We start from the raw sequence: 12,915 nt of genomic DNA on the forward strand, positions 1-12,915 counted from the left end.
ATTTATTCGTCTATTTCGGACCCTTCCGTGGACGACATTTGCATCTCGCCTCGATTGATCACCTCTTCCACGCCGAAATCCAGGCCGGTGTTTTCGAAATGGCTGATCAGTCGTAGCAGCGCTTCTTCGGTAAACGGATTGCCCCGTAAATTTATGGTTTCCGCTACTTCCAAGGGCAATTCCATGATGTCGCTCGGGATGTCGGTGATTGCGTTATCGCTTAAATCCGCCCAATCCAGTTGGGTTAGCGAAAACAGGCCGTTGGGTATTGTCGTAATACCGGTTTTCGGGAGTAGAACGGTCGCAAGATCGGTCATTTGGCTCAAGTCCGGTGTGCGCGCCAGTGGGTTCAGGCCCAAGTCGAGATAATCGAGCTGTTCCATTCCGGCCAATGCGTTTACCGAGTAGGCGGACAGGCTGACGCGACAGTCGGGCAATGACAGTGAGCGCAACTGACCCATCTTGAATACCGGTTCGGGAATGTCGGCGATGTCGAATTCACGCAGCCTCAAGCTTTTCAGGTTGGGGAAGGACTCCAGGAAACGCCCGACCTGAGTCACGCCATCGGCGCTTCGAAGTTCCAGTGCGGACACATGACTGAAGTCGGCACTCAGTGATGGCAGTTCTCCATGGATGGGCTGATCGAAGACAAGCTCATACATGGGCTCAAGCGAATCATTGAAATCATCCAGTTCGGACTCTTGCCGCCAGCATCGCTCCAGCACTCTCACGAATTCGTCGCGGTTGGCATGTTCGGCAAACAATTGGTACGCATTGAACGGTTCGCCGGTCAGTGGGTGCAGGGGCGGCAGGTCAGCGGTCCAGGCTGCCAGATCATTGCTTAGCCGAGCGAGCTCCGCTTCCAGACGGGTCAGCTCTATGCGGCCATCTTCCAGTGTGCCCGGCAAATCGTAGACAAACTCGCTGGCTCGTTCGATGTCCCGGCCCGGGTAAAGCGTCCTGACGCGCTGAATGTCGGCGTCTGGGGCATTGACGCCCAGGTCGAAGGTGGTTTCCAGGTAATGAAGTTTGATGAGTTGCCGTGCCCTGTCGGTCAGCGGGTTTGATGACAGATGTACACCGCGTTTGTCGTACAGCGAACTGTCGAAAAAACCGGGCGGCAATTCGGTGATGGCGTTGTTCATTAACAGGAGCGCGTCGAGTTTCGGGTGACGCAGCGCGCTGCCGGGGATGTTGATCAAGCCTGTTTCGCTCAGGTCCAGGTGCACGAGTTCTGGAAACGAGTCGATGTGGGGAACTGTATCGAAAGGATTTCGGTGCAGGTCCAGCATCATCAGTTTTTTCAGTGGGGACAGTTTTGACCAGGTGAGGCCGTCAAACTTGATGGCGCAATCGTTGAGCACCAATGCGTCGAGGTTGGCCATTTTGGGGATGGCGTCGGGCAGGGCGGTCAGGGTGAAACGGCGCAAATCCAAGCGGCGCAGGTGAGGGAAACGCTGCAGGAAACCGTGTATGCCCTGTTCCGCTCGAGGGCCTTCCAGCGCCAGCAGTGAGACATGGCTGAAGTCCGCCGTCAGCGTCGGCAGATCGCCCAGGATCGGCTCATTGAAACGCAACGCGTAACGGGGGCCGATGTCTGGCGCGTCCAGGTCTGGGTCTGATTGTCGACGCCAGCTGCGCTGGATTTCCTGGGCCAGCAATTGACGATTGTGCTGTTCGACCTGGCGTTCCAGATTGCTGAGTGCGAGCCTGGTTTCAGGGTGGATGGTGGGCGCCTCGTTTATCCATTGGCGCAGGTCTTGGTTCAGTCGGACAAGTTCGCGGTTCAGGCGGGTCAGCTCGACGCGAGCGCCATCGGGATGTTGTTGCAAGCGAGCGACCAGCGTCCGCAGTTCGTTTGGAGCTAGGTCGGGATACACCTCGCGTACCCTGTCATCGAGCGAGGGTGAATTGGGGTCAACGCGACCATAACCATCAGCCCCGCCCGGCAGGCGCATGGTGGTCGGGTCATAGTAAGGTTTTCGCTGCGGATTTTTCGCAAACACGCTACGTAGACCCGGTTGGTTCTGGGCGTGCTCGGCGATGTGCCGTTTGAAAGCCAAGCCGTCTTCAACGGAAAAGCCCAGCGTCGTGCGTCCGGAATCCGGCAGTGCCTGAAGAATGGCGTGATAAAAATCGACGGGCACATCAGAGACTTCATGGACCTGGTAACTGCCGTCATCTGCGTGCACCAGTGTTCTGACGAGTGTGGCGTCCTCATGGCCGATGCTGTCGCGCAAGGTGCCTTCAGGGGAATATTCCCTGACCTCGATGCGCAGTCCGAGCGGCCAACCGGGTATCGACTCGAGACTATGCAATGCCAGTCGATGGGTGTCCGCCGTGTCCATGCCTTCGAGATAAAACCCCTCAAACGCTCGGGCGCCGCGCACCGCTTCCATGGCTTTCGCCGCCACGTCCTTGAGACGCTGAGGCACACGACCATTCTCCAGTTGCATCAGCTCGGTGCCGGTCGTGTTGCTCACCAGTTCTTGTGCGATGTCTGTCGGTAAACCTTGGGCGCTACCGAGCACCAGTTGAACGTGTGGGTCGTCGGTTTTTTCAAGAAGACGGTAGCGCGATTCGAACAACGATTTGCGCTGGTTGAGGGCTTGGTAAAGATCGGGGTGATCGCTAAGGGGCTGCTCGACGAGGGCCTGAATATCGCGGTCGATTTTGAAGCGTTTGATGGTGTCGGTCAGCAGGGAAGGCGGGCGTTGGTTCTCGACATGCGTCTCGCGCAGGACATTGTCGTGGAAGCCGCTGATCTGCAGGATCTGTTCGCGTTCTGTATTGCTGAGCGACTCGACGCTGTGACCGAGGCGGCGCATCACGGTTTCCCGGTCCCACGTCAGCGGTTGCTCCAGAGTGGTCTGCCAGGCGCCATGCCGGTTGTGCCGCAGGGGCGGCTGATAGGCATCGGGTCGGTGCGGATGCTCAATCTGAAACTGCGCTGTTTCACTGTTCGGATTGACGCAATAGCGTTTGCCTTCAAGGCGCAGCAGCGTTTTGCCCTGATGCTGATACAAGCCCAGGTGATCGGGTGTGGCGGCAGTGGGCAGATCGACAGATTGTTCGTACGGTGTCAGGTCCGGCTTCCAGTATCGGGTTTTGCCTGTCGGGGTATCGACTGCTTTGAGCGGCGACAGCAACGCCACGGTTTCGCGAGACAGCAGACGACTGAATGCCCCCGCCGCCATGGCGCCGCCGACTGCGAATGCGCCCACTTCAACCACAGTTTCGACAAGTGTCATCAGTTGTTCGAAGGCTGCTGTTTTCAGACCTTCGGCCCAATCGATGATGCCTTCAAAGGTTTCGTCGAGGACCTGATAAGCCATGTAGGCCAGCATCACCTCTCCCAGGAAAGGCACAAAAGGCAACGCAACGAACGATGCCGCTTCAAGAATCGATTGGGCGACACGGCTGAAGGCGTCCCACGCTGCCCATCGTGCGTTTCGGTCGGCACTGGCGGTCGAGACCGCGAGGGTGCGTGCGTCATTGAGGATTTTGTTCAGTTGTTGCTGATAGAGGTGAATCCACAGGCAGCTATTGATCGGGCTCAGCGAAAACTGCAGGTTCGGCTTGTCGATGGGTGTATCGCGCCAGCTTGGCCGTGGGTCGCCGCGTGTGTGCTCATGCCAGGTCACGCCGCTGAGTCGACGGTTGAGGTCGGCGAAAAAATCACCCCGTTGCCCATGATCGACAAAACGGCTGAAGAAGGTTTGGTAGTCGGGGGAGCGCAGTTTGCGAGTCAGGTCCGCCATGAACGACAGGGTGTCGGGGTACTGTTTGAGCGGATGTTCCGGGTCGTCGGGAATGTAAACGATGATCCGCGATGCTTGCGATTTGAGATCGAGTCGCGGCGCAAAAATGACGATCCCGGTCAGCGCTGAGGACATCACTTTCAGATCATGGGCGTGCAGTCGCCAGTTGCCGAGCATTACGTTTTTGCGGCCCTCGACGATCGCGAGTATCGAACGATACGCATCGGCTGGCAGGTCTTCGCGAGCGTGAGCCAGTTGCAGTGCGGAGCGAAGGGCCGCCTTGTGCGTGGCGATGACACTCGCCTTCAATACCGCGCCGGCCACCGGGTTGGTAAACCCCAGATTGTCCTTGAGGTGCGCCTCGTACTGGGCGCCGATATCCAGTTCCCTGCACAAGCGGGTGAAGTCCTGAATGGACAGTTGGCGTTTGATCGTCGGCAACGTATCGAATTGCCCGGTGGGCGAAGGTTTGGTGATGAACGTCGAGGCGGATTCATAAGCCTGCGCCGCGGTCTCCGAATCTTCAAAATTGTGCAGCGCCGCATCCAGTAGAGAAACCGTCCAGGTGCGTGCCGCACCGGTTTTGATCGCGAACCACGGCGTGGTTTGCGGGATGTACAGGCGCAGGAAGGTTGTCCTGACGTCCAGCTCCAGGCCGAAGCGACTCTTTAACGCATTACTCAGGAGCGGTTCGGCAAAGTCTCGGGCGCTTTGCAGTTTATCCAGCATCGACTCCAGCTTGTTGCGCTGAGTCCAGTGTTGCGCGCTGGCGGTTTTCAATGACAGCAGCTGTTCGCGGGTGGCAGTGGTGTGCCATTCAGGCGCTGCCAGTGGAGCGCTTTTCAATGCGCCTCGTGTTGCCGGTGATGCTTTCAACACCCAGTCGGGCAGATTATTGAACGCATGTTGGAAATGCGCGTCTGGTTGAGCCATTGGTTCCGGTTCTTGCTGATTCATGCGCTATTCCCTTAGCGGCTGGATGGACGCCAAGCAAAACAAACGATGAAGCACCGTGTGCGGTACATATTTACCGCACCGCTCGACAAGCCTGCCTATAACCTGTGCCGGCGGTTTAAACTGCGCCTTTGCGACCCTATATGTCGCATTGCCGTAAACCCGGGAAAAACCGGGGTTTGCGCTATAAGAAGTTGTCGCTTGGCGGCAAGGCCGGGCTGAAAACTGTCCTTACAATCCTCACCAAGCTCGCCAGTTCCCGGCGAGTGTTCCTCATCAGGAGACTCCGATGTCCGTTGAGCACGCTGCGGTAGAACGCGCCGATTTTGACCAGGTAATGGTTCCCAACTATGCGCCTGCCGCATTCATCCCTGTGCGTGGCGCCGGTTCCCGCGTTTGGGACCAGTCCGGCCGCGAGCTGATCGACTTCGCCGGCGGGATTGCCGTTAACGTATTGGGCCACGCGCATCCTGCGCTGGTCGGTGCCTTGACCGAGCAGGCGAACAAGCTGTGGCACGTGTCCAACGTGTTCACCAATGAGCCGGCCCTGCGCCTGGCCCATAAGCTGATCGACGCTACTTTTGCCGAGCGCGTGTTCTTCTGTAACTCCGGTGCCGAAGCCAACGAGGCCGCTTTCAAGTTGGCCCGTCGCGTCGCCTTCGATCGTTTCGGTACAGAGAAGTACGAAATCATCGCCGCGCTGAACAGTTTCCACGGCCGTACCCTGTTCACCGTGAACGTCGGTGGCCAGTCGAAGTACTCCGACGGCTTCGGTCCGAAAATTACCGGCATCACCCACGTGCCGTACAACGATCTGGCGGCGCTCAAAGCGGCCATTTCCGACAAGACCTGCGCGGTGGTGCTGGAACCGATTCAGGGCGAGGGCGGCGTGTTGCCGGCCGAACTGGCTTACCTGCAAGGCGCCCGTGATCTGTGCACCGAGCACAACGCGCTTTTGGTGTTCGACGAAGTGCAAACCGGCATGGGCCGCAGCGGCAAGCTGTTCGCCTACCAGCATTACGGCGTGACCCCGGACATCCTGACCAGTGCCAAGAGCCTGGGCGGTGGTTTCCCGATCGCAGCCATGTTGACCACCGAAGACCTGGCCAAACACCTGGTCGTCGGCACTCACGGCACCACTTACGGCGGCAACCCGCTGGCGTGCGCTGTCGCTGAAGCGGTGATCGACGTGATCAACACCCCTGAAGTGCTAGCCGGCGTCAATGCCAAGCACGACAAGTTCAAGGCGCGCCTTGAGCAGATCGGCGAGAAGTACGGCCTGTTCACTCAGGTGCGTGGCCTGGGCCTGCTGATCGGCTGTGTGCTGAGCGATGCCTGGAAGGGCAAGGCCAAGGACATTTTCAACGCCGCCGAACGCGAAGGCCTGATGATTCTGCAAGCCGGCCCTGACGTGATTCGCTTCGCGCCAAGCCTGGTGGTTGAAGACGCGGATATCGATGCTGGCCTGGACCGCTTCGAACGCGCTGCCGCCAAACTGACGCAAGCCTGATAGACCCTTCGACGCCTGACAATTCAGGCGTCGATCCAAATTTTTGTTTCGGGCTGGATCAAAAGTGTGGGAGCTAGCTGCTAGCGATGAGGGCCTGATAGCCAACATCATTGTTGCCTGACAGGACGATATCGCTAGCAGGCTAGCTCCCACAGTTGACTCTGAGTTGTTTCAGGGATGGCCCGGGATTTTTTCTTCTGTAAATTCTGAAATTAAGGAGTGACACCATGCTGGTGATGCGCCCCGCGCAAATGGCTGATCTGGGCGAGGTACAGCGTCTGGCTGCGGACAGCCCGATTGGTGTCACTTCCTTGCCGGATGACGTTGAACGCCTGAGCGACAAGATCGCAGCAAGCGAAGCCTCGTTCGCCGCCGAAGTCAGCTTCAATGGCGAAGAGAGCTATTTCTTCGTCCTTGAAGACACGGCCACCGGCAAACTGGTCGGCTGCTCGGCGATCGTTGCCTCGGCCGGTTATTCCGAGCCGTTCTACAGCTTTCGTAATGAAACCTTCGTGCACGCTTCCCGCGAGCTGAAGATTCATAACAAGATTCACGTGCTTTCCCAGTGCCACGACCTGACCGGTAACAGCTTGCTGACCAGTTTCTACGTGCAGCGCGAGCTGGTTGGGTCGCCTTGGGCGGAGCTCAACTCCCGTGGACGTCTGCTCTTCGTGGCCAGCCATCCGGAGCGTTTTGCCGATTCCGTGGTGACCGAGATCGTCGGCTACAGCGATGAGAATGGCGACTCGCCGTTCTGGGATGCCATCGGTCGCAACTTCTTCGACCTCAACTACGCTGAAGCCGAGCGCCTGTGCGGCCTGAAGAGCCGGACGTTTTTGGCTGAGCTGATGCCGCATTACCCGATTTATGTGCCGCTGCTGCCGGACTCCGCTCAAGAAGCGATGGGCCAGGTGCACCCTCGTGCGCAAATCACTTTCGACATCCTGATGCGCGAAGGCTTCGAGACCGATCACTACATCGACATTTTCGACGGCGGTCCAACCTTGCATGCCCGTGTTTCGGGGATTCGTTCCATCGCCCAGAGCCGTGTGGTGCCAGTGAAAATCGGCGAGGCGGTCAAAGGTGTCGGTCGTCAGTACCTGGTGGCCAACGCCCAGTTGCAGGATTACCGCGCCGTGTTGCTTGAGCTCGATTACGCGCCAGGCAAACCCGTGACCCTGGATCTGGAAGCGGCTGAAGCCTTGGGCGTCGGTGAAGGTGCCAGCGTGCGCCTGGTGGCGGTTTAACGCCTGCTGCTATGCCTGGAAAGAATGCCTAGTAAGCAACAGTGTTTCGCGGGTGGCGCAAGCGACCCGTTTGAGGAGATAGCATGATCGTTCGTCCCGTACGCAGCAGCGATTTACCCGCTCTGATCGACCTGGCCCGCAGTACCGGCACCGGCCTGACTACGTTGCCGGCCAATGAAGAGCGTCTGGCCCACCGGGTTGGCTGGGCCGAGAAGACCTTTCGCGGCGAAGCCGGGCGGGGCGATGCGGACTACCTGTTCGTACTCGAAGACGATAACGGACGCGTGGTGGGCATTTCCGCCATCGCCGGCGCTGTCGGCCTGCGTGAGCCTTGGTACAACTTCCGGGTTGGCCTGACGGTCAGTGCCTCGCAAGAGCTGAATATCTACCGCGAGATTCCGACCCTGTTCCTGGCCAACGACCTGACCGGCAATTCGGAATTGTGCTCGCTGTTCCTGCACGCCGATTACCGCACGGGCCTTAATGGCCGCATGCTGGCCAAGGCGCGGATGCTGTTCATCGCCGAGTTTCCGCAGCTGTTCGGCAACAAGATCATCGCCGAGATGCGCGGTGTGTCCGACGAAGCGGGGCGCTCGCCGTTCTGGGAAAGCCTGGGTCGTCACTTCTTCAAAATGGAATTCAGCCAGGCCGATTACCTGACCGGCGTGGGCAACAAGGCGTTCATCGCCGAACTGATGCCTAAATTCCCGCTGTACACCTGCTTCCTGTCGCCGGACGCGCGCAATGTCATCGGTCAGGTTCACCCGGACACCGAGCCGGCCCTGGCGATGCTCAAGAGCGAAGGGTTCAGCTATCAAGGCTACGTCGACATCTTCGATGCCGGCCCTGCGGTCGAGTGCGAAACCGGCAAGATCCGCGCAGTGCGTGACAGCCAGGCACTGGTGCTGGCCATCGGCACGCCGGGTGACGACGCGACGCCTTTCCTGATTCACAACCGCAAGCGCGAAGACTGCCGGATCACCGCCGCGCCAGCACGTCTCGCCGCCGGTACGTTGGTGGTCGATCCGCTGACCGCCAAACGCCTTCAACTCAACGCCGGCGATCAAGTGCGCGCCGTTGCGTTGTCTGCTGCTCGGGAGTCGAAATAATGAATTCGCTATACATCGCAGGTGAGTGGCTGGCCGGTCAGGGCGAAGCCTTCCAATCGCTGAACCCGGTCACCCAGCAAGTGTTGTGGGCCGGCGAGGGCGCAACCGCCGCTCAGGTTGAATCCGCCGTGCAAGCCGCGCGTCAGGCGTTCCCGGGCTGGGCCCGTCGTACCCTGGACGAACGCATTGCCGTGCTTGAGGCCTTTGCCGCGGCACTGAAAAATAACGCTGACGAACTGGCGCGCTGCATCGGCGAAGAAACCGGTAAGCCGCTGTGGGAATCGGCAACTGAAGTGACCAGCATGGTCAACAAGATTGCGATCTCGGTGCAAAGCTACCGCGAGCGTACCGGCGAGAAGAGCGGCCCGTTGGGCGACGCCACTGCCGTATTGCGCCACAAGCCACACGGCGTGGTCGCGGTGTTTGGTCCTTACAATTTCCCTGGCCATTTGCCGAACGGTCATATCGTTCCGGCGCTGCTGGCCGGTAACAGCGTGCTGTTCAAACCGAGCGAGCTGACCCCGAAAGTCGCCGAGCTGACGGTCAAATGCTGGATCGAAGCGGGCCTGCCGGCCGGCGTGCTGAACCTGCTGCAAGGCGCTCGTGAAACCGGTATCGCCCTGGCGGCGAACCCAGGGATCGACGGTTTGTTCTTCACCGGGTCGAGCCGTACCGGCAACCACCTGCACCAGCAATTTGCCGGTCGTCCAGACAAGATCCTCGCGCTGGAAATGGGCGGTAATAACCCGCTGGTGGTCGATCAAGTGGCAGACCTTGATGCCGCTGTTTACACCATCATTCAGTCGGCCTTCATCTCTGCTGGCCAGCGTTGCACCTGTGCGCGCCGCTTGCTGGTGCCGCAAGGTGCCTGGGGCGATTCGTTGCTGGAACGCTTGGTGGAGGTCAGTTCGACCATTGAGGTTGGAGCCTTCGACAAGCAACCGGCGCCATTCATGGGTTCGGTGATTTCCTTGGGCGCTGCCAAAGCCCTGATGGATGCGCAGGAACAGTTGATGGCCAATGGCGCCGTGGCGCTGCTGGAAATGACTCAGCCTCAGGCGCAAGCCGCGTTGCTGACCCCCGGCATCCTGGACGTGACGGCCGTGGTCGATCGCCCAGATGAAGAGCTGTTCGGTCCATTGCTGCAAGTGATCCGCTACGCTGACTTTGAGGCGGCGATCGCAGAAGCCAATGACACCCAATATGGCCTGGCGGCCGGTTTGCTGTCCGATTCCGAAGCGCGTTATCAGCAGTTCTGGCTGGAAAGCCGCGCCGGTATCGTCAACTGGAACAAGCAACTGACCGGTGCAGCAAGCAGCGCGCCATTCGGTGGTGTCGGGGCCTCGGGCAACCACCGCGCCAGCGCCTACTACGCCGCAGACTACTGCGCGTACCCGGTGGCATCGCTGGAAACCCCGAGCCTGGTGTTGCCTGCTGCTCTCACGCCAGGCGTGAAGATGGCGTAACGCCTATCGCCAGCAGGCTGGCTCCCACAGGTTCGTTGGTGTTCACACATTTTGTGTACTACCCCAATCACTGTGGGAGCCAGCCTGCTGGCGAAGGCCGCGACCCGGTCGCACTGAACAGTTACTGAAGCCTATAACAACAGATTCTCGTGGAGCCTCGCTGATGAAATCCTATGAAGTCAATTTTGACGGTCTAGTGGGGCCGACCCATAACTACGGCGGCCTGTCCTACGGCAACGTAGCGTCCCAGAGCAACAGCCAGCAATCTTCGAACCCCAAGGAAGCCGCGCTGCAAGGCCTGGCGAAGATGAAAGCGCTGATGGAAATGGGCTTTCAGCAAGGCGTTCTGGCACCGCAAGAACGCCCGGACGTCGCCGCCCTGCGCCGCTTGGGTTTCAGCGGCACCGACGCACAAGTGATCGAGCAGGCGGCAAAAGACGCGATGCCGTTGCTGGTTGCCAGTTGCTCGGCGTCGAGCATGTGGGTAGCCAACGCCGCCACGGTCAGCCCGAGTGCCGACACGGCCGACGGTCGCGTGCATTTCACCGCTGCCAACCTCAATTGCAAATACCACCGCAGCATCGAGCACCCGACGACCAGTCGAGTGCTGGGCGCCATGTTCGCTGACCAGAAGCACTTCGCTCACCACGCCGCCTTGCCGGCCGTGGCGCAGTTTGGTGATGAAGGCGCTGCCAACCACACGCGCTTCTGCCGTGAATACGGTGAAGCCGGCGTCGAATTCTTCGTGTTCGGTCGCAGCGCGTTCGACACTCGTTACCCGGCACCGCAGAAATACCCGGCGCGCCAGACCCTCGAAGCCTCGCAAGCGGTGGCCCGTCTGCACGGTCTGAGCGAGGGCGGTGTGGTCTACGCCCAGCAGAACCCTTCGGTGATCGATCAGGGCGTTTTCCACAACGACGTGATCGCGGTGGGTAACGGCGAGGTGCTGTTCTATCACGAGGACGCGTTCCTCGACACCGAACAGATGCTCGCCGAACTGCAAAGCAAACTGGCCAAGGTCGGCGGCAAATTCCAGTCAATCTGCGTGCCGCGTTCCGCCGTAACCGTCGAAGACGCCGTTCGTTCCTACCTGTTCAATAGCCAGTTGCTGACGCGTCCTGATGGAACGATGCTGTTGATCGTGCCGGAAGAGTGCCGTGGCAATGAGCGTGTCTGGCAATACCTGCAAAGCTTGACCAGCTCCGGCGGCCTGATTCGCGAAGTGAAGGTTTTTGACCTGAAGCAAAGCATGCAAAACGGCGGTGGCCCGGCTTGCCTGCGCTTGCGCGTCGCTTTGAATGAAACCGAACTGGCGGCCGTCAATCCAGGGGTTATTATGACGGCACCGTTGTACGGCACCCTGACCGAATGGGTCGACAAGCACTACCGCGACCGCATGACCGAAAACGATCTCGCGGACCCGCAATTGCTGCTTGAGTGCCGGACGGCACTGGATGAACTGACGCAAATCCTTAAACTGGGCGCGGTTTATCCATTCCAGATTAATTGAAAGTCGAGAGCGTAAAGACATGAGCGATACCCTGCAGCTGATCCTTGAAGACACCGACGGCACGCAACTGGAAACTTCCTGCACCCGCGTCGCGGTCATGTGGCAAGGCAAAGAGCTGTGGATCCAGCAAGATGGCCGCGGCCAGCTGCTGATCGGCGTGGACGTTGAAGAGGGTGATGCCGAATACGCTAACCTGCTGCTGCGCCCATTGGCGACTAATCTGGTAAGTCTGCAACTGGAAATGGAACCGGCTGAAGTCGGTGACGAAGACCACGTGCACGGCCCGGATTGCGCACACGACCACTAAGGAAACCGCTCTATGCTCGCCCTCGGCAAACTGCTTGAACTGACCCTCGCCGGCCGCGAACCGGCAGAGAAGACTCAACTGACTGTCGAAGGCGTGCGCATGCGCTGGTTGAGCGAAGGCGCGCTGGAAGTCCGCCCGCCTGAGGCTCGCGACAATGGCCTGGACCTGCTGCTGTCAGCCGGTATCCATGGCAATGAAACAGCGCCGATCGAGTTGCTCGATCGGCTGTTGCACGACATTGCTCGCGGCGATCTCAAGCCGCGCGCCCGTATTCTGTTCCTGTTCGGTAACCCGGAAGCCATTCGCAAAGGCGAGCGTTTCGTCGAGCAGGACGTCAATCGGCTGTTCAATGGCCGTCACGAACAAACCAGCGGTTCCGAAGCCCTGCGCGCCTGCGAGCTTGAGCGGTTGGCTGCCAGTTTCTTCAGCTTGCCGGACCGTAACCGTCTGCATTACGACCTGCATACCGCGATCCGTGGCTCGAAAATCGAGCAGTTCGCGCTGTACCCGTGGAAGGAAGGTCGCCAGCATTCACGCCTGGAGCTGGCTCGCCTGCGCGCCGCTGGCATGGAAGCGGTGTTGCTGCAGAACAAACCGTCCATCGTCTTCAGCTCCTACACCTACGACAAGCTCGGTGCCGAGTCTTTTACCCTTGAGTTGGGCAAGGCGCGTCCGTTCGGGCAGAACGAAGGGGTTAACGTTTCGCTGCTGGAAAAGCGTCTGCAACAGATTATCGAAGGCAACGAACCCACGCTGGCGGATGAAGACCTCAATGGTTTGCAGCTGTTTAGCGTGGCCCGGGAAATCATCAAGCACAGCGATAGCTTTCGCTTGAACCTGCCAGCGGACATTGAAAATTTTTCGGAGTTGGATGTGGGTTACGTGCTGGCCGAAGACATCGCCCAGACCCGTTGGATCATCGAAGAGCAGGGCGCCCGGATCATCTTCCCCAACCCCAAGGTCAAGAACGGCCTGCGTGCCGGCATCCTGATCGTGCCCGCCACCGACGAAAACCTCGCCTGACTTTCGCGCAATGATCGTTCCCACGCTC

General features: G+C 59.4%; 8 protein-coding genes. 7 read left to right on the top strand and 1 reads right to left on the bottom strand.

The window, feature by feature from the left end; translation table 11 throughout:
• Positions 1–2: 2 nt before the first annotated feature.
• Positions 3–4,718 carry a dermonecrotic toxin domain-containing protein gene (locus QRN31_RS19220; RefSeq protein ID WP_285433816.1) on the bottom strand — a complete coding sequence of 1,572 codons (4,716 nt, stop codon included), beginning with the start codon at positions 4,716–4,718 and terminating at the stop codon, positions 3–5.
• 286 nt (positions 4,719–5,004) lie between these two features.
• Here QRN31_RS19220 and QRN31_RS19225 point away from each other — a divergent pair, with 286 nt between their 5' ends.
• The 7 genes from QRN31_RS19225 to astE all read left to right on the top strand — a co-directional run bounded on the left by QRN31_RS19225 (position 5,005) and on the right by astE (position 12,887).
• Positions 5,005–6,225 (top strand): aspartate aminotransferase family protein, encoded by a 1,221-nt coding sequence (locus tag QRN31_RS19225; protein WP_140667446.1) that lies wholly within the window; start codon positions 5,005–5,007, stop codon positions 6,223–6,225.
• Positions 6,226–6,452: 227 nt separating this feature from the next.
• A complete protein-coding gene (aruF, locus tag QRN31_RS19230) occupies positions 6,453–7,472 on the top strand; it encodes an arginine/ornithine succinyltransferase subunit alpha (protein WP_090187112.1) in 1,020 nt (339 codons plus the stop codon).
• Positions 7,473–7,555: 83 nt separating this feature from the next.
• Positions 7,556–8,581, top strand: coding sequence for an arginine N-succinyltransferase (astA, locus tag QRN31_RS19235; RefSeq protein WP_285433820.1), 1,026 nt, complete (start codon positions 7,556–7,558; stop codon positions 8,579–8,581).
• Positions 8,578–10,047, top strand: a complete 1,470-nt coding sequence (gene astD / locus QRN31_RS19240) for a succinylglutamate-semialdehyde dehydrogenase (protein ID WP_285433938.1) — start codon at positions 8,578–8,580, stop codon at positions 10,045–10,047. The genes astA and astD overlap by 4 nt, the downstream gene beginning before the upstream one ends.
• A 163-nt stretch (positions 10,048–10,210) precedes the next feature.
• Positions 10,211–11,557 (top strand): N-succinylarginine dihydrolase, encoded by a 1,347-nt coding sequence (gene astB / locus QRN31_RS19245; RefSeq protein ID WP_285433822.1) that lies wholly within the window; start codon positions 10,211–10,213, stop codon positions 11,555–11,557.
• Between the two features lie 19 nt (positions 11,558–11,576).
• The gene (locus QRN31_RS19250) at positions 11,577–11,864 is read left to right on the top strand and encodes a hypothetical protein (protein WP_033056735.1); all 288 of its coding nucleotides are present in this window, start codon (positions 11,577–11,579) and stop codon (positions 11,862–11,864) included.
• A 12-nt stretch (positions 11,865–11,876) separates the two neighbouring features.
• The gene (gene astE, locus QRN31_RS19255; RefSeq protein ID WP_285433825.1) at positions 11,877–12,887 is read left to right on the top strand and encodes a succinylglutamate desuccinylase; all 1,011 of its coding nucleotides are present in this window, start codon (positions 11,877–11,879) and stop codon (positions 12,885–12,887) included.
• Positions 12,888–12,915 lie beyond the last annotated feature (28 nt).

Source organism: Pseudomonas sp. fls2-241-R2A-110 (assembly GCF_030209165.1).
In the GTDB taxonomy this organism is placed as follows: domain Bacteria; phylum Pseudomonadota; class Gammaproteobacteria; order Pseudomonadales; family Pseudomonadaceae; genus Aquipseudomonas.

Bases quoted from the DNA above. Each gene is read 5' to 3' on its own strand.
- astE (WP_285433825.1), top strand. From the start codon at position 11,877: ATGCTCGCCCTCGGCAAACTGCTTGAACTGACCCTCGCCGGCCGCGAA.
- QRN31_RS19220 (WP_285433816.1), bottom strand. From the start codon at position 4,718: ATGAATCAGCAAGAACCGGAACCAATGGCTCAACCAGACGCGCATTTC.
- astB (WP_285433822.1), top strand. From the start codon at position 10,211: ATGAAATCCTATGAAGTCAATTTTGACGGTCTAGTGGGGCCGACCCAT.
- QRN31_RS19225 (WP_140667446.1), top strand. From the start codon at position 5,005: ATGTCCGTTGAGCACGCTGCGGTAGAACGCGCCGATTTTGACCAGGTA.
- aruF (WP_090187112.1), top strand. From the start codon at position 6,453: ATGCTGGTGATGCGCCCCGCGCAAATGGCTGATCTGGGCGAGGTACAG.
- astA (WP_285433820.1), top strand. From the start codon at position 7,556: ATGATCGTTCGTCCCGTACGCAGCAGCGATTTACCCGCTCTGATCGAC.
- QRN31_RS19250 (WP_033056735.1), top strand. From the start codon at position 11,577: ATGAGCGATACCCTGCAGCTGATCCTTGAAGACACCGACGGCACGCAA.